We start from the raw sequence: 17920 nt of genomic DNA, 5'->3' as shown, positions 1-17920 counted from the left end.
TCTGACAGTGGAGTTGATAGCACCGATAGCAATGGAAGAGGGACTTAGGTTTGCCATAAGAGAGGGTGGAAGAACAGTAGGTGCAGGTGTAGTTACAGAGGTGCTGGAGTAAAGATGGACCAAAAGATTAGAATAAAATTAAAAGCTTACGACCATAGAGTTTTAGATCAGTCTGTTAAAGAGATAGTTGATACTGTCAAAAGGACAGGTGCCAGAATTTCTGGTCCTGTTCCTTTGCCAACAAAAATAAGTAGATATACAGTTTTGAGATCTACAAACCAGGACAAAAAATCAAGAGAGCAGTTTGAAATAAGAGTGCATAAAAGATTGATAGACATACATGATCCCACCCCCGAAACAGTGGAAGCTCTAATGAAGTTAGAGCTTTCTGCAGGGGTAGATGTGGAGATAAAGCTATGAAGGGAATTTTAGGTAGAAAAGTAGGAATGACTCAAATATTTGATGAAGAAGGCAGGGTTATTCCTGTGACTGTGATAGAAGCAGGACCTTGCTGGGTTGTGCAGGTAAGAAGCAAGGAAAAAGATGGTTATGAGGCAGTTCAACTTGGTTTTAAGGAAGTAAAGAAGGAAAAAAATGTTCCTAAACCTTTGCTTGGAATTTTTAAGAAAGCTGGAGTTCCTCCTTGCAGAGTTTTAAAAGAGTTTAGAATGACAGGATTTAATGTAGGGGATAAAGTTACTGTGGAGATATTTACAAAGGGAGATGTGGTGAGTGTAAGGGGAACTTCAAAAGGAAAAGGATTTCAGGGTGTTATGAAAAGACATAATTTTGCAGGTGGACCGGACAGTCATGGTTCTATGTTTAACAGAGCTCCTGGTTCTATTGGTGCAAGCTCTTTCCCTTCAAGAGTATGGAAAGGCAAACGTATGGCTGGTCACATGGGAAATGAGACAGTAACAGTAAAGAATTTAAAAGTTGTTGATGTTATTCCGGAACAGAATTTGATACTTATCAAAGGTGCTGTTCCGGGTGGTGAAAATGGAATCTTAGAAATATGGAAGGTAGAGGCATGATGGAGATTGAGATAAGAGATATCAATAATAATATAGTTGGGAAAAAAGAAGTTCCAGAGATTGTATTTGACAATCCTGCTCATGAATCTGTAGTTCATACAGTAGTGGTTGCTTACATGGCTAATCAGAGACAGGGAACTCATTCTACAAAAACAAGAGCTGAAGTATCTGGTGGTGGAAGAAAGCCATGGAGACAAAAACATACAGGAAGAGCAAGACATGGTAGTATAAGGTCTCCTCTGTGGAGAAAAGGTGGAATAGTATTTGGTCCTAAGCCAAGAGATTACTATGTACAGCTACCAAAGCAGATGAAGGATACAGCTTTGTTTAAAGCTCTTACGATGAAATATAAAGATAATGAAATTTTGTTACTTGATAAACTATCACTTGAAAGAATAAAGACTAAAGATATGGTAGAGATTTTAAAGAATTTGCAACTGCAAGGACAATCTGTGCTTATAGCTCTTCCAGAAAAAGATGAAAAGATACTTCTTTCGGCAAGGAATATTCCATATGTAGGTGTTGTAAGGGCAGAAGACCTGAATGCTTATCATGTGGTAATGTTTGATAAGGTAATATTCACAGTTGCAGGACTTGATAAGTTGCTTGACATCAAGGGGGTTTCCTAATGGATATTTATAGTATAATAAAAAAGCCTATTTTCACAGAAAAAGCTTTAAATCTTAAAGAGGGACAGAATAAAGTTGTTGTAGAAGTTCATCCAGAAGCAAATAAGGTTCAGATTAAGAAAGCCTTTGAGGAATTATTTAAGGTAAAGGTTGACAAAGTAAATGTGATCAATATTAAACCTCGGGTTAAACGAGTAGGTTTTTATTTTACAAAAACAAATAAAGCTAAAAAAGCAATAATTACCCTGAAGCCAGGGGAAAAATTAGATCTAATAGAGGGTGCATAATGGGTATAAAAAGATGCAAACCAACATCACCAGGTAGAAGATTTGTAACATTTTCTGATTTTAGCGAAATAACAAGAGAGGAACCTTATAAGCCTTTAACAGTATGTATTAAAAAGGCAAAAGGTAGAAACAATCAGGGTAGAATCACATCATGGTTAAAAGGTGGAGGTAATAGAAAACTCTATAGGATTATAGATTTTAAAAGAAATAAACACGGAATTCCAGCAACAGTAGAAAGCATTGAGTACGATCCTAATAGATCAGCAAGAATAGCGCTATTAAAATACGTAGATGGTGAGTACAGATATATTCTTGCACCTGATGGATTAAAAGTAGGTGATAAGGTAATGAGTGGTTCAGGAGTGGAGATAAAAGTTGGTAATAGTTTACCTCTTAGAGAAATACCTCTGGGAACAATGATTCATAATATTGAACTTTATCCTGGAGGGGGAGGAAAGCTTGTTCGTAGTGCAGGAACTGCGGCTCAACTCATGGCGAAAGAAGGTAAATATGCACATATAAAACTACCATCAGGAGAGGTGAGACTGATAAATCTTAACTGTTTTGCTACCATAGGTCAGGTAAGCAATATTGAACATGAAAATGTCATTATTGGAAAAGCGGGAAGAATGAGGCACATGGGCAGAAGACCTTCAGTTAGAGGTGTTGCCATGAATCCTATAGATCATCCTCTTGGCGGTGGAGAAGGTAAGTCCTCTGGAGGAAGACCTGCGTGCACACCATGGGGTAAACCTGAAGGAATCAAAACAAGAAAGAACAAGAGAACTGATAAGTTTATAATAAAGAGGCGGAAGTAAAGGGGGTTAAAAGTGGCAAGATCGCTGAAAAAAGGTCCATTTGTTGATGCCAAACTTATGGAAAAGGTAAAAAAAGCACTGGAAACAGGAGATAAAAAGCCAATAAAAACTTGGTCAAGAAGGTCTACAATTGTTCCAGAATTTATTGGTCTTACCTTTGCGGTACATAATGGTAAGAAGTTTATTCCTGTATATGTGACTGAAAATATGATTGGTCATAAACTTGGTGAGTTTGCACCTACAAGAACTTTTAAAGGTCATGCTGGCTCTGAAGAAAAGAAAAAGGCTAAGGGGAAATAAAAGATGGAAGCAAGGGCAATATTAAGATATGCACGTATAACTCCAACTAAAGCAAGAAGAGTCATAAATTTAATTCGTGGGAAAAAAGCTGGTGAGGCATTGCTCATGCTTAAATATATGCCTCACAGAGGTGCAAGAATAATTGAAAAGATATTAAGATCTGCTCTGGCAAATGCAGAGCAAAAAAATCCAAGATTAGATATTGATGAATTAAAGATAGTCAAAGCTTATGTGGATCAGGGTCCTATGATGAAGAGAATTGAGCATAGAGCTATGGGAAGAGCAAATATTATTAAAAAGAAAACTTCACATATTACCATATATGTTGGAATTGAAGAAAACTAACTGGAGGTGTTGATTTGGGGCAGAAAACAAATCCGATAGGTAATAGATTAGGGATAATAAGGACATGGGAAAGCAGATGGTTTGCTAAGAAAGGATATGCAGATCAGTTAATAGAGGATCTGAAGCTTAGAAAAATGTTAAAAGAAAAGCTTTATCATGCCGGCATATCAAGAATTGAAATAGAACGAGTTGGAGAAAAAATAAAGGTCTTAATATTTGCAGCAAGACCAGGAATTATTATTGGTAAAAAAGGTGCAGAAGTTGAAAAATTAAAAAAAGAAGTTGAGGAAATTACAGGTAAACAGGCAACTATTGATGTACAGGAAGTAAGAAGACCAGAGTTAGATGCACAGCTTGTCGCTGAAAATATAGCTCTTCAGATAGAAAAAAGAGTTGCCTATCGTAGGGCAATGAAGAGAGCTGTTGCTTCTTCAATGAGGTTTGGAGCGAAAGGCATTAAGGTATCTTGTGCTGGTAGATTAGCAGGAGCAGAAATAGCAAGAACTGAGTGGTACAGGGAAGGAAGAGTTCCTCTCAGCACTTTTAGAGCTGATATTGATTATGGTTTTGCAGAGGCAAAGACTACTTATGGAGTAATTGGGGTTAAGGTCTGGATTTTTAAAGGTGAAGTGCAACCTGGGCAATATGTAAATTTAAAATAGAAATGGAGAGGAATAGATTATGTTAGCTCCGAAGAAAGTTAAATTTCGTAAAATGCAAAAAGGCAGAATGAAAGGAATTGCCTACAGAGGTAGTTCAATTTCATTTGGTGAATATGGACTTAAGGCATTAGAACCAGCTTGGATTACAGCAAGGCAGATTGAAGCAGCAAGAGTGGCTATAATGAGGCATGCTAAAAAGGGCTGTAAGCTCTGGATAAGAATTTTCCCTGATAAGCCAATTACTCGTAAACCTGCTGAAACAAGAATGGGTAAGGGAAAAGGTAATCCTGAATTCTGGGTTGCAGTGGTTAAACCTGGTAGAATTCTCTTTGAATTGTCAGGAGTTTCAGAAGAGGTTGCAAAAGAAGCTTTTGAATTGGCATCTCATAAACTTCCAGTTAAGACTAAATTTGTAAAAAGACAGGAGAGCTTCGTATGAAGGCAGTACAATTAAGAAATTTTTCAATAGAAGAACTGAAAAAAAAGGAACAGGAGTTACGTAAAGAGTTGTTTAATTTGAGATTTCAACTTGCAAAGGGTGAGCTTCAGAATGTAAAACGCATTAAAGCAGTAAAAAAAGATATTGCAAGAATTTTAACTATTATAACAGAGAAACAAAAAGGAATAAGGAGTTAGGGAGATGCCTAAAAAGATATTAAGAGGCACAGTGGTAAGTGATAAAATGGATAAAACAGTTGTTGTTTCTGTGGAAAGAATTTTTCAGCATCCTCTTTACAAAAAAACTATTAAGACAAGAAAAAAGTACAAAGCCCATGATGAAGAAAATATGTGTAAAGTGGGAGACAGGGTAGAGATAATTGAGTCTAAACCAATTAGCAAAACAAAAAGATGGAAGGTTTTAAGAATTCTTAAGGAGGGTGATGTTCAATGATTCAGCCAAGAAGCATTCTTGAGGTTGCTGATAATTCAGGAGCAAAGAGAGTACAATGCATTAGAGTACTTGGAGGTTCAAATAGAAAGTACGCAAGTTTAGGGGATATTATTGTGGTAAGTGTTAAAGAAGCTCTACCTGATAGTAATATAAAGAAAGGTTCGGTAGTAAAAGCTGTAATAGTGAGATTGCGCAGATCTGTAAGGAGACCTGATGGTTCATATATAAGATTTGATCAGAATGCTGTTGTACTGGTAAATAATCAGCTTGAACCCATTGGTACAAGAATATTCGGACCTGTTGCAAGGGAACTGAGATGGAAAGAATTTACAAAAATAGTTTCACTTGCTCCAGAAGTCATTTAAATGGAGGAATAAAGTGAGTTTAAGGATTAAGAAAGGAGATACAGTTTTAGTTTTATCAGGAAAAGATAAGGATAAAAAGGGAAGAGTTTTAAAGGTTCTCCCTAAGGATGAAAAAGTTATTGTAGAAGGTATTAATATTGTAAAGAAACATCAGAAACCTTCTCGTAAATATCCACAGGGTGGAATTATTGAAAGAGAAAATCCGGTTCATATATCAAAAGTAATGCTTATGTGCCCAAAATGTGATAAACCTACCCGTATAGGGGCAAGAATTTTAGAAGATGGTAGAAAGGTGAGGATTTGCAAGAAGTGCAAGGAGGTTATTGACTGATGAACGATGAAGCAAAAAAATATGTACCTCGTCTTAAAGAAAAATATCTGAAAGAGATTGTTCCAGCACTAATGAAGAAGTTCAACTATAAAAATGTGATGCAGGTTCCACGTCTTGAAAAAATAATTGTTCATGTGACCCTTGGAGAGGCAATACAGAACATAAAGCTTCTTGATGCTGCAGAAAAACAACTGGCTTTAATTACCGGTCAGAAACCTGTTATAACAAAGGCTAAAAAGGCACTGGCAGCGTTCAAGCTTAAAAAAGGAATGCCTATAGGTTGTAAGGTCACCTTAAGAAGAGAAAGAATGTATGAATTTTTAGATAGATTAATTTCTCTTGCTTTACCGAGAATAAGAGATTTTAGAGGAATTTCTCCAAAATCCTTTGATGGAAGAGGAAATTATTCTTTTGGAATTAAAGAGCAGTTTATATTTCCTGAAATAGATTATGATAAAGTTGAGATGATACACGGGCTTGATATAACTATTTGTACAACTGCTAAGTCTGATGAAGAGGCTTTAGCATTATTGAAAGAATTTGGAATGCCAATAAGATAAGGAGGAGTTTGTGGCAAGGAAGTGTAAAATAGAAAGATCAAAGTATCCACCAAAGTTTAAAGTAAGAGTGAGAAATCGTTGTAAAATTTGCGGACGTCCAAGGGGATATCTAAGAGATTTTGGTCTTTGCAGAATTTGTTTTAGATTTTTAGCCAACTCAGGGAAAATCCCTGGAGTTGTAAAAGCAAGCTGGTAAGAGGTGGTACTATGATGACAGATCCAATTGCAGATATGCTAACTCGAATTAGAAATGCAATAAGAGTAAAAGCAGATAAGGTTGATATCCCTGCTTCAAGAATGAAAATTGAGATTGCTAAAATCCTTAAAGAAGAGGGTTTTATAAAATCTTATAAGATTAACAGAGACAAAAAACAGGGTATCATAAGAATAAACTTGAAGTATACTCCAGATGGTGATTCTGTAATTTCAAATTTGGAGCGTGTCAGTAAACCTGGTAGAAGAGTATATGTCAGTAAGGAGGAGATTCCTCGTGTTATGGGAGGGCTTGGTATAGCTATATTGACCACATCGCAAGGTGTTATGACTGATAAGGAATGCCGACGTAGAGGAGTCGGTGGAGAAGTAATATGCTATGTATGGTAAGAGGTGAAAGGATGTCAAGGATAGGAAGAAAACCAATTACAATACCAGATGGAGTAAATGTAACATTAGAAAATAAAAAAGTAATTGTTAAAGGTCCAAAAGGACAGTTAAGCTATGAACTGCCCGAAGGAATAGGAGTAACCATAGATAATAAGACAGTAGTTGTTACAAGAGATTCCGATATTTCAAAACAAAGAGCTCTGCATGGACTTGCAAGAAGCTTAATAGCCAATATGGTTATAGGAGTTTCACAGGGTTTTACCAAAACTCTTCAAATTCATGGTGTTGGTTACAGAGCTCAGATAAGTGGAAATAAGCTCATACTTAATGTTGGATATTCTCATCCAGTAGAGTTTGCTCTTCCAGAGGGTATTAAAGCTACTGTTGATGAGAAGCAAACAACAATTACTCTATATGGTATTGATAAACAGCTTGTTGGACAGGTAGCTGCTAACCTGAGAGCTGTAAGACCGCCAGATGCTTATAAGGGTAAAGGAATTAGATATGCCGATGAAGTTTTAAAATTAAAACCCGGAAAGACAGGAAAGAAATAGGGGGAGGGTTAACATTGCGCACTAAAGTGGAATTAAGGGAAAGAAGACGTAAGAGAATCAGAAAAAAAGTTTTTGGAACTCCTGACAGACCAAGACTTTGTGTGTTTAGAAGTCTCAATCATATATATGCACAGATTATTGATGATACGAAGGGACATACTCTTGTATCTGCTTCAACTCTTGAGAAAGAATTAAGAGAATTACCAGGTCATAAGGGCAATAAAGAGTTTGCTATGAAAGTTGGAGAACTAATTGCAGAGAGAGCTCTTAAAGCAGGAATAACAAAGGTTGTTTTTGACAGAGCAGGTTATAAATATCATGGATGTGTTAAAGCTCTTGCAGATGCTGCAAGGCAGAAGGGATTACAATTCTAGGGAGGAGCAATGAAGCAGGAAAGAATAAATGCTCAGGAACTGAATTTAAAAGACAAAGTAGTCTACATAAATAGAGTTGCCAAGGTTGTAAAAGGTGGCAGACGCTTTTCTTTTAGCGCCCTGGTTGTTGTAGGCAATGAAGCAGGTATTGTTGGCGTTGGTAAAGGAAAAGCAGCAGAAGTTCCTGATGCCATAAGAAAAGCAATAGATAAAGCTAAGAAGAATCTTATAAAATTTCCTTTGAAAGATACCACAATTCCCCATCGTGTGGAATATAAATATGGTGCTACAACTATAGTAATAAATCCTGCTCCAAAAGGAACTGGTATAATTGCAGGCGGTCCTGCAAGAGCTGTTTTTGAGGTAGCAGGTGTACAGGATGTAGTTGCAAAAGTACTTGGAAGTCATAATCCCTTCAATTCAGTTAAGGCAACAATAGGAGCATTAAGAAGTTTAAAGGAACCTTCGACAGTAACAAAATTCAGAATGAAACCCTCTGAATTAGAATCTTCTGAAGAAAATCAAACAGTAGAGGAGGAAAAAGTCTCATGAAAATAAATCAGTTAAAACCAGCTCCTGGTAGTAAAAAAAGACCAAAAAGAGTTGGAAGAGGATTAGGCTCAGGACACGGTAGATATGCAACAAAAGGACTTAAAGGACAGAAAGCTCGTTCAGGAGGAGCTAAGGGTCCTGGTTTTGAAGGTGGACAGATGCCACTTCAAAGAAGAGTTCCCAAAAGAGGATTCTCGAATTTTCCCTTTAAAAAGGAATACGCAGTAGTAAATCTCGGCGATTTAAATAAAATCATAGACGAGGTTGATGTTATTACTCCAGAAATTCTCTTACAAAAAGGTATAATAAAAAAACTAAAAGATGGATTAAAAATTCTTGGAGATGGTGAATTAAAGAAACCAGTCACTATTAAGGCTCATGCCTTAAGTAAAACAGCTCTTCAAAAAATTGAATCAATCGGTGGTAAAGTAGAGGTCATATAGTGGGACTAGTTACAGCCTTTAGAAATATTTTAAAAATACCTGAGCTAAGGGCAAGAGTTTTATTTACTCTTGCAATGCTTGCTGTATTCAGAATTGGAGCTCATATTCCAACACCAGGCATAGATGGTGAAGCATTGAGCAAGTTCTTACTTGAGCGCGGTGGTGCTGTCATGGGCTTTTTTGATATTTTCACAGGCGGAGCTCTCTCAAAGGTTACCATCTTTGCATTAGGTGTTATGCCCTATATAAGTGCCTCTATTATTTTTCAACTTTTAACTGTTGTAATCCCTTCTTTACAAAAGCTTGCAAAAGAAGGAGAAGAAGGAAGAAAAAAGATTACCAGATATACCAGATATGCAACTATAGTAATAGCAGCTATTCAGGGATTTGGAATAGCAATAGGACTTGAAAGTATGGGTGGTGGACAGTTTATTCAGGAGCCAGGCTGGTCTTTCAGAATAGTGACTATGATAACTCTTACAGCAGGTACAGCTTTCTTAATGTGGCTTGGAGAGCAGATAACTGAAAAGGGAATAGGAAATGGTATATCTTTAATTATTTTTGCAGGAATTGTTGCAAGGTTTCCAAATGCCTGTTTTTATACATATAATTTAGTCAGAACAGGTGAATTGTCAATATTCTTTGTTTTAATTCTGATTGTTGTTATGGTTGGTGTTGTGGCAGGAATTATATTTATTGAGAGAGGTCAGAGAAGGATTCCCATCCAATATGCAAAGAGAGTTGTTGGAAGAAAGATGTATGGTGGATATACCACATATCTTCCTCTTAAGATTAATTCTGCTGGAGTTATTCCACCAATTTTCGCATCGTCAGTATTGATGTTTCCTGCAACTGTTGCAGGATTTATAGCTGTTCCCTGGGTACAGGCATTAGCAAAACAGCTTGCTCCAGGAAGTTTTCTTCATATAATACTTTATGTTGGGTTAATAATATTTTTCACATATTTTTATACTGCTGTGATTTATAATCCTGTGGAAATTGCTGAAAATCTCCAGAAAAATGGGGGATACATTACAGGAGTAAGACCCGGGCAGAAAACTTCTGAATACATTTATCGTGTGCTTTCTCGTCTAACATTCATTGGTGCTCTTTACTTGAGTGTTGTTTGTGTTTTGCCTGAAATTCTTATTGCCAAATTTAAAGTTCCCTTTTATTTTGGTGGAACATCTCTTCTTATTGCTGTTGGTGTAGCTCTTGATACTGTTTCCCAGATTGAAACTCACATGATAAGTAGATCTTACGAAGGATTTTTCAAAAAATTCAGAATAAAGGGCAGGAAGGACTAATTAAATAGTGATTATATTAAAAAGTCCTGAAGAGTTAAAAAAAATACGTAAATCCTGCCGGATAGTGGCAACAGTTCTCGAAGAGCTTAAAATATATATTAAAGAAGGATTGACAACAAAACAGATAGAGCAGTTTATTGAAAATTTTATAATTAAAATGGGCGGTATTCCTGCATTTAAAGGTTATAGAGGATATCCTGCAAGTGCTTGTATTTCAATAAATGAACAGGTAGTTCATGGAATACCATCAGAAAAGGTCTTTATTAAAGAAGGAGATATTGTGAGTGTTGATGTAGGAGTCATATACGATAGTTTTTATGGAGATGCTGCATATACATATTCTGTAGGAAAAATTTCAGAGGAAGCTGAAAAATTACTGAAAGTTACTGAAGAAGCATTGTATAAGGGAATTGCTGAGGCAATACCTGGCAATAGAGTTGGTGATATATCCAATGCCATTCAAAGCCATGTTGAAGCGAATGGATTTTCAGTTGTAAGAGCTTTTGTAGGGCATGGAATAGGAATGTCTCTACATGAGGATCCGCAGATTCCAAATTTTGGTTCAAAGGGAGTTGGTCCAAAACTGAAAAAAGGAATGACTCTTGCTATTGAACCTATGGTTAATGCAGGAACTCATGAGGTAAAAATTCTTTCAGATGGATGGACAGCTGTTACTAAGGATGGTTCTCTTTCTGCTCACTTTGAGCATACTATTGCGATTACTGAAGGTGAACCAGAAATCTTGACTAAATTATAAAAATATAGATATATTATCAAGTTATGCCAAAAGAAGATCACATAGAAATGCAGGGAACAATTGAAGAAGCTTTACCTAATGCTATGTTCAGGGTAAGGCTGGAAAATGGTCATGTTATAATTGCTTATGTTTCTGGGAAGATGAGAATGCATTTTATAAAAATTTTACCGGGAGACAAGGTCTTGGTCGAGATATCTCCCTATGATCTTACTAAGGGTAGAATAATTTACAGATTTAAATAGGAGGTGTAAATTGAAAGTTAGAGCCTCAGTAAAAAAGATTTGTTCAAAGTGCAAAATAATTAAAAGAAAAGGAGTAGTCAGAGTAATTTGCGAAAATCCAAAACATAAACAAAGACAAGGATAAGAAAGGAGTATGAGATGGCAAGAATAGCAGGCGTTGATATACCAAAGAATGAAAGAGTTGAAATAGGGCTTACAAGAATTTTTGGAATAGGTAGAAGTTTATCAAATAAAATACTGAAGGATACAGGAGTTGATCCTAACAAAAGGGTAAAGGACCTTACCGATGAGGAGATAGTAAAAATAAGATCTGAAATAGAGAAAAATTATAAAGTTGAAGGAGAACTTAGAAAAGAAATCTCCATGAATATAAAAAGATTGATTGATATAGGCTGTTATAGAGGACTGAGGCATATGGCTAATTTACCTGTAAGAGGGCAGAGAACACGCACAAATGCAAGAACCCGAAAAGGTCCAAGAAGAAAAATTATGAAGAAAAAATAAAAATGTAAAGGAGGTTAAATAAATTAATGGCACAAAAAAGGAAAGGTATAAAAAAAGTTAAAAAGAATGTTCCTTACGGAATAGCTCATGTTCAGACAACTTTTAATAATACAATAATAACAGTCACAGATCCGAATGGTAATGTAGTGGCATGGGCATCTGCAGGAAGTTGTGGATTTAAAGGTTCAAGAAAAGGAACTCCATATGCAGCTCAAATAGCGGCAGAGACAGTTGCAAAAAGAGTTATAGATATGGGAATGAAGCAGATAGATGTTTTAATTAAAGGTCCTGGAGCAGGGAGAGAAACAGCAATAAGAGCATTACAGGCAGCAGGTCTTGAGATTAATTTAATTAAAGATGTGACACCTGTACCTCATAATGGGTGCAGACCTCCAAAGAGAAGGAGGGTTTAAAAAATGGCAAGATATACTGGTCCACTTTGCAGACTTTGTAGAAGAGAAGGCATGAAGCTTTTCCTTAAGGGAACAAGATGTTATACAGAAAAATGTGCCTTTGAAAGAAGAAAATATCCTCCAGGACAGCATGGACATAATAGAGGCAAATTATCAGATTATGGATTACAGTTGAGAGAAAAACAGAAAGTCAAAAGAATTTATGGAGTAATGGAGAAACAGTTTAAGAACTACTTTGAAAAAGCTACAAAGATGAAAGGTGTTACAGGTGAAAATCTTCTTAAACTCCTTGAGAGAAGACTTGACAATGTAGTTTACAGAATGGGATTTGCTACAAACAGGAGACAGGCAAGGCAGCTAGTAAAACATGGATTCTTTATGGTTAATGGTAGAAAAGTAGATATTCCCTCTTTCCTTGTAAGACCTGGAGATATAATTGAATTAACCCAATCAGGTAAAGAATTAGAAATAATTAAAGAAAGCCTTGCATTAGCTGAACAAAGAGGTTTTCCTGAATGGGTAGAGGTAAATATTGAAGAGATGAAAGGTAAATTTGTGAGAATTCCAGAAAGAGATGAAATGCAACTTCCGGTGCAGGAACAGTTGATTGTAGAGTTTTATTCAAAATAATCTTACATAAATTGGGAGGCAGTAAATGAATTTATATAAAGAATTTCAAATGCCCAAAAAAGTTACATTTGAACAGGAAACATTAACAGATACTTATGGGAAACTTATAATAGAGCCACTTGAAAGAGGATATGGAATAACTCTGGGAAACTCATTAAGAAGGGTATTGCTTTCTTCACTTGAGGGAGTGGCAGTTTATGCAATAAAAATAGACGGAGTTTTACATGAAATTAGTTCAATAAAAGGAGTAAAGGAAGATGTTTTAGACATCGTTCTAAATGTTAAGAAATTGAGATTCAAATATCATACTCAAAATTTTGATAAAAAGACAGCTACTATTAAAGTAAAAGGTCCAGCTGAGGTAACTGCAGCAGACATTAAGACAGATGGAACATATGAAGTTTTAAATAAATCTCAGTATCTCTGCTCCCTTGATCAGGATGCTTCTTTAGATATGACTCTTTATGTGAGCAAAGGTAGAGGATATGTTCCGTCAGAGGCAATTAAAGATGAGGATTTACCCGTAGATGCCATTACAGTGGATGCTATCTTTAGTCCGATTAAAAAAGTTAATTTTAGAGTAGAAAAAACAAGAGTTGGAGAACTTACTGATTATGATAGATTAATTTTAGAAATCTGGACTGACGGCAGCATTACTCCTGAAAAAGCAATAAGTGAAGCTTCGGATATATTGATAAAACATTTTGAATATTTGACTTTCTTTAAAGAATCCGAATCTCAAGAAAGAGAGGAAGAACATATTGATAATACAGAAGAGAGTTTAACATCTGATGAATTAAATGAAAATATTTTAAAACCAATTGAAGAACTTGAGCTATCTGTGAGAGCTTATAATTGTCTAAAGAGTGCTGGAATAAATACTATTGCTGAACTTGTTCAGAAGACAGAAAACGAACTTTTGAAAACAAAAAATTTTGGTAAGCGTTCCCTTGAAGAGATAAAAGAGGTGTTAAATTCAATGGGTTTGAAATTAGGTATGAGAATAAGTAATGAAATGCTTGAAAAACTTAATGAAAAAGCTCAGAGGGGGTAATGGATGAGGCATAGAGTTGATGGAAGACATTTTGGTAGAACAGCAAATCAGAGAAAGGCGCTTTTAAGAGGGCTTTTGGCATCTCTTATTAAATATGAAAGAATTGAAACAACTGTTGCTAAGGCAAAGGCTGTAAAAGAAATTGCTGATAGACTTGTCACTTTTGGTAAAAGAGGAGATCTTCATTCAAGAAGGCTTGCATTTAGCTATTTACCAAATAAAGAGTTAGTAAGGAAGTTGTTTAACGAGATTGCGCCAAGATTTGCAGATAGAAATGGTGGATATGTAAGAATTGTAAGAACCGGATTCAGAATTAAAGATAGTGCCCCAATGGCAATACTTGAGTTTGTTGATTATAAAAAACCTGAAAAAGAAGAAAAGAAATCAGAGCAGTAAAGTTTTAAATTTGACATAGATTACCAAAATTTGATAATTTTAAATAATTCCTGGGTAGCTCAGCCGGCAGAGCGGGTGGCTGTTAACCACTTGGTCGGGGGTTCGAATCCCTCCCCAGGAGTTTAAATTTTTTATATAGGAAATTGGATGCTTTGCATCCTGACAAATGGATAAAAACTAATGGAGGAATAGATGCCAAGAGCAAAGGGTGGATTTAAAACAAGAAGATATCATAAAAAGATTCTTTCAATGGCTAAAGGATATTACAGTGGTAGACATCGCTCATATAAAGTAGCCGCAAAGGCTGTAGAGAAAGCATTAGAACATTCATATAAAGACAGAAGACTTAAAAAGAGAGATTTCAGAGCACTCTGGATTACAAGAATTAATGCAGCTGTGAGAATGTTTGGTCTTACATACAGTCAGTTCATTAATGGACTTAAGAAGGCTAATATTTCTCTTAACAGAAAAGTTCTTGCTGATATTGCATATAATGACATAAATGCCTTTGGAGAACTGGTAGAAAAGGTAAAACCATTTGTAAAAGCAGCATAAATGCAAGACCCTTTAGCGCAGGCCTTCATTAAAGAGATAAGTGAGATAAACTCTTTTACTGAGCTTGTTAATCTCAAGGCAAAGTATATTGGTAAAAAAGGAATTATTACAGAAAGAATCAAAAGTTTAGGAAAACTTCCAGCTGAAGAAAGAAAAGCTCAGGGAAAGATTCTTAATGAGATTAAAAACTTTATTGAAGAAACAATAAAGAACAAAGAGCAAGAGCTAAAACAGAAAGAGATATCAGAGGCATTAAAAAAAGAGTTAATTGACATAACCCTGCGAGGTAAGGATTTTTACTTTGGTGGAAGTCACCCAGTAAATAAAACACTTCTTGAAATAGTAGATATTTTCAGAGAACTTGGTTTCACCGTTGAAGAAGGTCCTGAAGTAGAACTTGACTACTATAATTTTGAAGCATTAAACATTCCTAAAGACCATCCTGCCAGAGACATGCAAGATACCTTTTATGTAAGTGATGAAGTTGTTTTAAGAACCCATACTTCACCTGTTCAGGTGAGAGTGATGGAGAGGAAAAAGCCTCCACTTAGATTCATCTCTCCAGGGAAGGTATATAGAAGGGATTCTGATGTAACTCATACTCCAATGTTTCATCAGGTTGAAGGATTGATGGTTGATGAAGATGTTTCATTTTCCCATCTAAAGGGTGTGCTTGTTTATTTTCTAAAAAGACTCTTTGGAGATATTCCAGTGAGATTTAGACCAAGTTTTTTCCCATTTACAGAGCCCTCAACAGAGATAGATATTGGCTGTATTATCTGTGGTGGAGTTGGATGCAGGGTTTGTAAAGGCACAGGATGGCTTGAAGTTCTTGGTGCAGGCATGGTTCATCCTAATGTGTTCAAATTTGCAGGATATCCTGAAGGAAAATATACAGGTTTTGCCTTTGGTATGGGGGTAGAAAGACTTACAATGCTTAAATATGGAATTGATGACATAAGACTATTTTTTGAGAATGATATAAGATTTTTGAGGCAGTTCTGATGAAAGTTCTATTCAGTTGGTTAAAAGACTACATTGATGGACAGATAGAATTAGAAAAACTCACTGATTCTTTAACAATGGCAGGGCTTGAAGTGGGAGCTGTAGAGGACTTTCATGGGGATAAGGTTATTGATATTGAAATAACTCCTAACAGAGCAGATTGTCTTAGCCTAATTGGAATAGCAAGAGAGATTAAAGCACTATTTGGATTGAGACTTAAAAAACCTTCCTTCAAAATTCAAAATGAGAAAGCCGAGCCAGACTTTAAAATTTTTATCATTAATCAGGCACTCTGTTACCGATATGCTGGAAGGATTATCAAGAATGTAAAGGTTGGTCCATCACCAGATTGGCTCAAAAAAAGACTTGAGGCATCAGGTCTTCGTTCGATAAACAATGTAGTTGACGTAACAAACTATGTTTTACTCGAGTGGGGGCATCCTCTTCATGCCTTTGATCTTGACCTTCTTGAAGGAAAGCAAATAAGAGTAGGAACTCCTAAAGATTTTGGTATGGATTCGGTAGAAATTACCACACTTGATGGAGTAAAAAGACAACTCTGTTCTGATGATCTTTTAATCTGGGATGGAGTAAAACCCGTTGCAATTGCAGGAATTATGGGAGGAGCAAATACAGAGGTTACTGACAAAACCACCAATGTCCTTCTTGAAAGCGCCTATTTTAAACCTGAAAGAATAAGAAAAACTTCAAAGAGACTTGGACTTTCAACAGAAGCTTCATACAGATTTGAAAGAGGCACTGACATAGAGGCTCTTAAACAAGCTCTTGACAGAGCAGCTTTTCTTATTCAGCAAATTGCAGGTGGAGAGATTTATGAGCCCATAGATATATATCCAGTAAAAGTTCCTCTGAAGGAGGTTGTGTTTACTCCAGAAAAAATACGCCTTTTTTTAGGTGCCACAATTACTGATGAAGAGATACTAAAAATCCTTGAGCTTCTTGAGATAGATGTTACAAAAAAGGATTCAGGCTATATTGCTAAAATACCTTCTCACAGACAGGATATATCAATTGAAGAAGACATTGCTGAAGAGGTTGCAAGAATTTATGGTTATGACAAAATACCTGCTCAACTGCCTCGTGCCTTTAGATACGTAGAGCAAAACCATGAGCTTGCCCAAAAGAGAAAGTTTTTAAACTTAATCAGAGACTACATGATTTCACTTGGCTACAGTGAGGCTATCAACTTCAGCTTTATGTCTGCTGAAGACCTTGATTTGTTTGAAATTCCAGAAAATGACGCCCGAAGGCAGTTTATCTCCCTACTTAACCCATTGAGACAGGAAGAATCAATAATTAGAACCATGCTCCTACCCAATTTGCTAAAGAATGTTGAAAAAAATACAGCCCGTGGCATAGAGAATTTGAAACTCTTTGAGATAGGAAGAGTATTTATAGCAAAGGCAGGGAAATCCCTTCCAGAGGAAACTGTCCATCTTGGCATAATAGCCAAGAAAGAGGATTTTAAAACTCCATTTAAAGATGACCCCTATGATTTCTATGCTTTGAAAGGAGTGATTGATGGATTTTTCAGACACTTCAAAATAAAAAATGTCTTTTATGTCAGATCTAAAGAACCATTTCTTCATGCAGGACAGTCAGCAGATATTATCTTAAATGGTGAAAAAATTGGATTTGTTGGAGTCATTTCACCAAAACTAATATCAAAGCTTAATTTTAAAACAAAGCCTTTCATCTGTATGACAGAGATTGATCTGGACAGAATATTTTTGTCTGTTCAGAATGAGATTAAGTATAAACCTTTCTCCACATTCCCTCCAGTCAAAAGAGATGTAGCATTGATACTGCCAGTTGATTTTGAATCACAGAAACTGCTTGACATCATCAATTCCAGCGGTAACGAATTTATTGAAGATGTTTATATTTTTGATGTCTATCAAGGTAAAGGGATTCCTGAAGGTCAGAAAAGCATAGCTTTCAGAATTACCTACAGAGCTCTTGATAGAACATTAACCACAGAGGAAGTTGAAAGCTTTCATAAAAGATTGATTGAAAAGCTCATTGCTGAAACAGGAGCTTCTCTCAGGACTTAATCTCTAAGTTTATACCCCGCATCTTCAATGGCTTTTTTTATTCTTTCAAGATTTGTTTTATTTTCATCAAACACAATAGTAGCCTCTCCGATTTTTACATCTGCTTCTGTTACATCAGCTTTTTCAAGAGCCTGAGAAACTCTTCTAACACAGTGTTCACAGCTCATACCTTCAATAAAAATTTTAATTTCCTTCATTGGTCTTCCCCCGCTGTTTTTATTATTTTATCATAA

Annotated in this window: 34 protein-coding genes and 1 tRNA gene; 34 read left to right on the top strand and 1 reads right to left on the bottom strand. The window is 35.9% G+C overall.

The genetic code is table 11. The features are described from left to right. The 34 genes from TAGGR_RS10350 to pheT all read left to right on the top strand — a co-directional run. The coding region (locus TAGGR_RS10350; protein WP_153000525.1) for an EF-Tu C-terminal domain-related protein at window positions 1–112 on the top strand (112 nt) is incomplete at its 5' end. A gap of 2 nt (window positions 113–114) precedes the next feature. Continuing rightward, a complete protein-coding gene (gene rpsJ / locus TAGGR_RS10175; RefSeq protein WP_059177252.1) occupies window positions 115–420 on the top strand; it encodes a 30S ribosomal protein S10 in 306 nt (101 codons plus the stop codon). Further along, window positions 417–1034, top strand: coding sequence for a 50S ribosomal protein L3 (rplC, locus tag TAGGR_RS10170; protein ID WP_059177251.1), 618 nt, complete (start codon window positions 417–419; stop codon window positions 1032–1034). The genes rpsJ and rplC overlap by 4 nt, the downstream gene beginning before the upstream one ends. Next, a complete protein-coding gene (rplD, locus tag TAGGR_RS10165) occupies window positions 1031–1663 on the top strand; it encodes a 50S ribosomal protein L4 (RefSeq protein WP_059177250.1) in 633 nt (210 codons plus the stop codon). Before rplC ends, rplD begins: the two co-directional genes overlap by 4 nt. Further along, on the top strand, window positions 1663–1950 hold the full coding sequence (gene rplW / locus TAGGR_RS10160) for a 50S ribosomal protein L23 (RefSeq protein WP_059177249.1): 288 nt from the start codon (window positions 1663–1665) through the stop codon (window positions 1948–1950). The genes rplD and rplW overlap by 1 nt, the downstream gene beginning before the upstream one ends. Next, window positions 1950–2768: a 50S ribosomal protein L2 gene (gene rplB, locus TAGGR_RS10155; protein WP_059177248.1), complete on the top strand. Its 819-nt coding sequence runs from the start codon at window positions 1950–1952 to the stop codon at window positions 2766–2768. The genes rplW and rplB overlap by 1 nt, the downstream gene beginning before the upstream one ends. A gap of 12 nt (window positions 2769–2780) precedes the next feature. Next, window positions 2781–3068: a 30S ribosomal protein S19 gene (rpsS, locus tag TAGGR_RS10150; RefSeq protein WP_059177247.1), complete on the top strand. Its 288-nt coding sequence runs from the start codon at window positions 2781–2783 to the stop codon at window positions 3066–3068. A 3-nt stretch (window positions 3069–3071) separates the two neighbouring features. After that, on the top strand, window positions 3072–3413 hold the full coding sequence (rplV, locus tag TAGGR_RS10145) for a 50S ribosomal protein L22 (protein ID WP_059177246.1): 342 nt from the start codon (window positions 3072–3074) through the stop codon (window positions 3411–3413). 14 nt (window positions 3414–3427) lie between these two features. Continuing rightward, on the top strand, window positions 3428–4075 hold the full coding sequence (gene rpsC / locus TAGGR_RS10140; RefSeq protein WP_059177245.1) for a 30S ribosomal protein S3: 648 nt from the start codon (window positions 3428–3430) through the stop codon (window positions 4073–4075). 19 nt (window positions 4076–4094) lie between these two features. Next, entirely contained in the window at window positions 4095–4514 is a 420-nt protein-coding gene (gene rplP / locus TAGGR_RS10135) for a 50S ribosomal protein L16 (protein ID WP_059177244.1), read from the top strand. Continuing rightward, entirely contained in the window at window positions 4511–4711 is a 201-nt protein-coding gene (rpmC, locus tag TAGGR_RS10130; RefSeq protein ID WP_059177243.1) for a 50S ribosomal protein L29, read from the top strand. The genes rplP and rpmC overlap by 4 nt, the downstream gene beginning before the upstream one ends. 4 nt (window positions 4712–4715) lie before the next feature. Further along, window positions 4716–4967 (top strand): 30S ribosomal protein S17, encoded by a 252-nt coding sequence (gene rpsQ, locus TAGGR_RS10125; RefSeq protein ID WP_059177242.1) that lies wholly within the window; start codon window positions 4716–4718, stop codon window positions 4965–4967. Then, window positions 4964–5332 (top strand): 50S ribosomal protein L14, encoded by a 369-nt coding sequence (rplN, locus tag TAGGR_RS10120; RefSeq protein ID WP_059177241.1) that lies wholly within the window; start codon window positions 4964–4966, stop codon window positions 5330–5332. Before rpsQ ends, rplN begins: the two co-directional genes overlap by 4 nt. Before the next feature lie 13 nt (window positions 5333–5345). Next, window positions 5346–5663, top strand: coding sequence for a 50S ribosomal protein L24 (gene rplX / locus TAGGR_RS10115; protein WP_059177240.1), 318 nt, complete (start codon window positions 5346–5348; stop codon window positions 5661–5663). Next, on the top strand, window positions 5663–6223 hold the full coding sequence (rplE, locus tag TAGGR_RS10110) for a 50S ribosomal protein L5 (RefSeq protein ID WP_059177239.1): 561 nt from the start codon (window positions 5663–5665) through the stop codon (window positions 6221–6223). The genes rplX and rplE overlap by 1 nt, the downstream gene beginning before the upstream one ends. A gap of 10 nt (window positions 6224–6233) precedes the next feature. After that, the gene (locus TAGGR_RS10105; RefSeq protein ID WP_059177238.1) at window positions 6234–6419 is read left to right on the top strand and encodes a type Z 30S ribosomal protein S14; all 186 of its coding nucleotides are present in this window, start codon (window positions 6234–6236) and stop codon (window positions 6417–6419) included. Window positions 6420–6430: 11 nt separating this feature from the next. Beyond that, window positions 6431–6826 (top strand): 30S ribosomal protein S8, encoded by a 396-nt coding sequence (gene rpsH, locus TAGGR_RS10100; protein WP_068752876.1) that lies wholly within the window; start codon window positions 6431–6433, stop codon window positions 6824–6826. Between the two features lie 11 nt (window positions 6827–6837). Beyond that, window positions 6838–7380 carry a 50S ribosomal protein L6 gene (gene rplF, locus TAGGR_RS10095; protein ID WP_059177267.1) on the top strand — a complete coding sequence of 181 codons (543 nt, stop codon included), beginning with the start codon at window positions 6838–6840 and terminating at the stop codon, window positions 7378–7380. Window positions 7381–7394: 14 nt separating this feature from the next. Next, window positions 7395–7754 carry a 50S ribosomal protein L18 gene (gene rplR, locus TAGGR_RS10090; RefSeq protein WP_153000524.1) on the top strand — a complete coding sequence of 120 codons (360 nt, stop codon included), beginning with the start codon at window positions 7395–7397 and terminating at the stop codon, window positions 7752–7754. 9 nt (window positions 7755–7763) lie between these two features. After that, complete coding sequence (rpsE, locus tag TAGGR_RS10085) at window positions 7764–8306, top strand: 30S ribosomal protein S5 (RefSeq protein ID WP_059177235.1); 543 nt, start codon at window positions 7764–7766, stop codon at window positions 8304–8306. After that, window positions 8303–8749, top strand: a complete 447-nt coding sequence (rplO, locus tag TAGGR_RS10080) for a 50S ribosomal protein L15 (protein ID WP_059177234.1) — start codon at window positions 8303–8305, stop codon at window positions 8747–8749. The genes rpsE and rplO overlap by 4 nt, the downstream gene beginning before the upstream one ends. Then, window positions 8749–10056, top strand: a complete 1308-nt coding sequence (secY, locus tag TAGGR_RS10075) for a preprotein translocase subunit SecY (protein ID WP_059177233.1) — start codon at window positions 8749–8751, stop codon at window positions 10054–10056. The genes rplO and secY overlap by 1 nt, the downstream gene beginning before the upstream one ends. 7 nt (window positions 10057–10063) lie before the next feature. Beyond that, the gene (map, locus tag TAGGR_RS10070) at window positions 10064–10813 is read left to right on the top strand and encodes a type I methionyl aminopeptidase (protein ID WP_059177232.1); all 750 of its coding nucleotides are present in this window, start codon (window positions 10064–10066) and stop codon (window positions 10811–10813) included. A 23-nt stretch (window positions 10814–10836) separates the two neighbouring features. Beyond that, a complete protein-coding gene (infA, locus tag TAGGR_RS10065; protein WP_059177231.1) occupies window positions 10837–11055 on the top strand; it encodes a translation initiation factor IF-1 in 219 nt (72 codons plus the stop codon). Between the two features lie 10 nt (window positions 11056–11065). Beyond that, on the top strand, window positions 11066–11179 hold the full coding sequence (gene rpmJ / locus TAGGR_RS10060) for a 50S ribosomal protein L36 (RefSeq protein WP_059177230.1): 114 nt from the start codon (window positions 11066–11068) through the stop codon (window positions 11177–11179). A 14-nt stretch (window positions 11180–11193) separates the two neighbouring features. Further along, on the top strand, window positions 11194–11559 hold the full coding sequence (rpsM, locus tag TAGGR_RS10055; RefSeq protein WP_059177229.1) for a 30S ribosomal protein S13: 366 nt from the start codon (window positions 11194–11196) through the stop codon (window positions 11557–11559). A 26-nt stretch (window positions 11560–11585) separates the two neighbouring features. Next, window positions 11586–11972, top strand: coding sequence for a 30S ribosomal protein S11 (rpsK, locus tag TAGGR_RS10050; RefSeq protein WP_059177228.1), 387 nt, complete (start codon window positions 11586–11588; stop codon window positions 11970–11972). A gap of 3 nt (window positions 11973–11975) precedes the next feature. After that, on the top strand, window positions 11976–12602 hold the full coding sequence (rpsD, locus tag TAGGR_RS10045) for a 30S ribosomal protein S4 (RefSeq protein ID WP_059177227.1): 627 nt from the start codon (window positions 11976–11978) through the stop codon (window positions 12600–12602). Between the two features lie 25 nt (window positions 12603–12627). Continuing rightward, window positions 12628–13656, top strand: a complete 1029-nt coding sequence (locus TAGGR_RS10040; RefSeq protein ID WP_059177226.1) for a DNA-directed RNA polymerase subunit alpha — start codon at window positions 12628–12630, stop codon at window positions 13654–13656. A 3-nt stretch (window positions 13657–13659) separates the two neighbouring features. Then, entirely contained in the window at window positions 13660–14052 is a 393-nt protein-coding gene (rplQ, locus tag TAGGR_RS10035) for a 50S ribosomal protein L17 (RefSeq protein ID WP_059177225.1), read from the top strand. A 48-nt stretch (window positions 14053–14100) separates the two neighbouring features. Continuing rightward, window positions 14101–14173, top strand: a tRNA-Asn gene (locus tag TAGGR_RS10030). A gap of 71 nt (window positions 14174–14244) precedes the next feature. Further along, window positions 14245–14607, top strand: a complete 363-nt coding sequence (gene rplT, locus TAGGR_RS10025) for a 50S ribosomal protein L20 (protein ID WP_059177224.1) — start codon at window positions 14245–14247, stop codon at window positions 14605–14607. Then, complete coding sequence (gene pheS / locus TAGGR_RS10020; protein ID WP_059177223.1) at window positions 14608–15612, top strand: phenylalanine--tRNA ligase subunit alpha; 1005 nt, start codon at window positions 14608–14610, stop codon at window positions 15610–15612. Then, window positions 15612–17687: a phenylalanine--tRNA ligase subunit beta gene (gene pheT / locus TAGGR_RS10015; protein ID WP_059177222.1), complete on the top strand. Its 2076-nt coding sequence runs from the start codon at window positions 15612–15614 to the stop codon at window positions 17685–17687. Before pheS ends, pheT begins: the two co-directional genes overlap by 1 nt. Here the strand turns inward: pheT and TAGGR_RS10010 are convergent. After that, complete coding sequence (locus TAGGR_RS10010; protein ID WP_059177221.1) at window positions 17684–17884, bottom strand: heavy-metal-associated domain-containing protein; 201 nt, start codon at window positions 17882–17884, stop codon at window positions 17684–17686. The two genes, pheT and TAGGR_RS10010, sit on opposite strands and share 4 nt — an antisense overlap. Window positions 17885–17920 lie beyond the last annotated feature (36 nt).

Source organism: Thermodesulfovibrio aggregans (assembly GCF_001514535.1).
GTDB classification, from domain to species: Bacteria; Nitrospirota; Thermodesulfovibrionia; order Thermodesulfovibrionales; family Thermodesulfovibrionaceae; genus Thermodesulfovibrio; species Thermodesulfovibrio aggregans.
This window is presented reverse-complemented; position numbering and strand designations above follow the sequence as displayed.

What these genes read in the sequence shown, in the direction of transcription:
- rplQ (WP_059177225.1), top strand. Translation starts at nt 13,660, where the DNA reads ATGAGGCATAGAGTTGATGGAAGACATTTTGGTAGAACAGCAAATCAG.
- rplO (WP_059177234.1), top strand. Translation starts at nt 8,303, where the DNA reads ATGAAAATAAATCAGTTAAAACCAGCTCCTGGTAGTAAAAAAAGACCA.
- rplD (WP_059177250.1), top strand. Translation starts at nt 1,031, where the DNA reads ATGATGGAGATTGAGATAAGAGATATCAATAATAATATAGTTGGGAAA.
- rpsH (WP_068752876.1), top strand. Translation starts at nt 6,431, where the DNA reads ATGATGACAGATCCAATTGCAGATATGCTAACTCGAATTAGAAATGCA.
- rpsE (WP_059177235.1), top strand. Translation starts at nt 7,764, where the DNA reads ATGAAGCAGGAAAGAATAAATGCTCAGGAACTGAATTTAAAAGACAAA.
- rplP (WP_059177244.1), top strand. Translation starts at nt 4,095, where the DNA reads ATGTTAGCTCCGAAGAAAGTTAAATTTCGTAAAATGCAAAAAGGCAGA.
- infA (WP_059177231.1), top strand. Translation starts at nt 10,837, where the DNA reads ATGCCAAAAGAAGATCACATAGAAATGCAGGGAACAATTGAAGAAGCT.
- rplF (WP_059177267.1), top strand. Translation starts at nt 6,838, where the DNA reads ATGTCAAGGATAGGAAGAAAACCAATTACAATACCAGATGGAGTAAAT.
- pheT (WP_059177222.1), top strand. Translation starts at nt 15,612, where the DNA reads ATGAAAGTTCTATTCAGTTGGTTAAAAGACTACATTGATGGACAGATA.
- rplE (WP_059177239.1), top strand. Translation starts at nt 5,663, where the DNA reads ATGAACGATGAAGCAAAAAAATATGTACCTCGTCTTAAAGAAAAATAT.
- rpsQ (WP_059177242.1), top strand. Translation starts at nt 4,716, where the DNA reads ATGCCTAAAAAGATATTAAGAGGCACAGTGGTAAGTGATAAAATGGAT.
- rplT (WP_059177224.1), top strand. Translation starts at nt 14,245, where the DNA reads ATGCCAAGAGCAAAGGGTGGATTTAAAACAAGAAGATATCATAAAAAG.
- TAGGR_RS10010 (WP_059177221.1), bottom strand. Translation starts at nt 17,884, where the DNA reads ATGAAGGAAATTAAAATTTTTATTGAAGGTATGAGCTGTGAACACTGT.
- rplV (WP_059177246.1), top strand. Translation starts at nt 3,072, where the DNA reads ATGGAAGCAAGGGCAATATTAAGATATGCACGTATAACTCCAACTAAA.
- rplW (WP_059177249.1), top strand. Translation starts at nt 1,663, where the DNA reads ATGGATATTTATAGTATAATAAAAAAGCCTATTTTCACAGAAAAAGCT.
- rpsJ (WP_059177252.1), top strand. Translation starts at nt 115, where the DNA reads ATGGACCAAAAGATTAGAATAAAATTAAAAGCTTACGACCATAGAGTT.
- rplN (WP_059177241.1), top strand. Translation starts at nt 4,964, where the DNA reads ATGATTCAGCCAAGAAGCATTCTTGAGGTTGCTGATAATTCAGGAGCA.
- rpsM (WP_059177229.1), top strand. Translation starts at nt 11,194, where the DNA reads ATGGCAAGAATAGCAGGCGTTGATATACCAAAGAATGAAAGAGTTGAA.
- TAGGR_RS10040 (WP_059177226.1), top strand. Translation starts at nt 12,628, where the DNA reads ATGAATTTATATAAAGAATTTCAAATGCCCAAAAAAGTTACATTTGAA.
- rplC (WP_059177251.1), top strand. Translation starts at nt 417, where the DNA reads ATGAAGGGAATTTTAGGTAGAAAAGTAGGAATGACTCAAATATTTGAT.
- pheS (WP_059177223.1), top strand. Translation starts at nt 14,608, where the DNA reads ATGCAAGACCCTTTAGCGCAGGCCTTCATTAAAGAGATAAGTGAGATA.
- rpmC (WP_059177243.1), top strand. Translation starts at nt 4,511, where the DNA reads ATGAAGGCAGTACAATTAAGAAATTTTTCAATAGAAGAACTGAAAAAA.
- rpsK (WP_059177228.1), top strand. Translation starts at nt 11,586, where the DNA reads ATGGCACAAAAAAGGAAAGGTATAAAAAAAGTTAAAAAGAATGTTCCT.
- rpsD (WP_059177227.1), top strand. Translation starts at nt 11,976, where the DNA reads ATGGCAAGATATACTGGTCCACTTTGCAGACTTTGTAGAAGAGAAGGC.
- rplB (WP_059177248.1), top strand. Translation starts at nt 1,950, where the DNA reads ATGGGTATAAAAAGATGCAAACCAACATCACCAGGTAGAAGATTTGTA.